This is a genomic window from Sphingobacterium faecale (genome assembly GCF_016746095.1).
Classification (GTDB): Bacteria; Bacteroidota; Bacteroidia; order Sphingobacteriales; family Sphingobacteriaceae; genus Sphingobacterium; species Sphingobacterium faecale.
This window is the reverse complement of sequence record NZ_JAERTY010000052.1, coordinates 1-347: the sequence shown is the minus strand read 5'-3', so window position 1 is coordinate 347 and position 347 is coordinate 1. Positions and strand designations below refer to the sequence as shown.

Genomic DNA, 347 nt, shown 5'->3' with positions numbered 1-347 from the left:
GACGACAGCTGGTGCAGTATACAATGGTACAAGAGCAAGTACATCCTGCCCTATTGCATCGAGGTCGAGGCTAGAGAGCCCCTGTACCTACCCGTATCCATCCACCATCCCGATATACACTGGCAGTATATGCTACAGGGCGGCTACGGCATCAGCGAGATCGTGGATCAGGGGCTCCTGCTGACCGAAGGCTATCAGCATCAGATCTACGCAGCCTGTGGCGACTTCTTGAGCTATGTACCCATCGGGCGCCATCTGATCGTAGGCTACAACATCGTGACCGACTGGCTGGCCAAACACAGAGAACCAGCAGCTGCCGAGCTGGAGCACCTCCATCATATCTTACT

At 55.0% G+C, this 347-nt stretch carries 1 protein-coding gene; it reads left to right on the top strand.

Going from position 1 to position 347, the window contains the following annotated elements:
• Positions 1-129: 129 nt before the first annotated feature.
• On the top strand, positions 130-347 hold a 218-nt coding region (locus JKG61_RS22835; RefSeq protein ID WP_202105318.1), incomplete at its 3' end, for a hypothetical protein.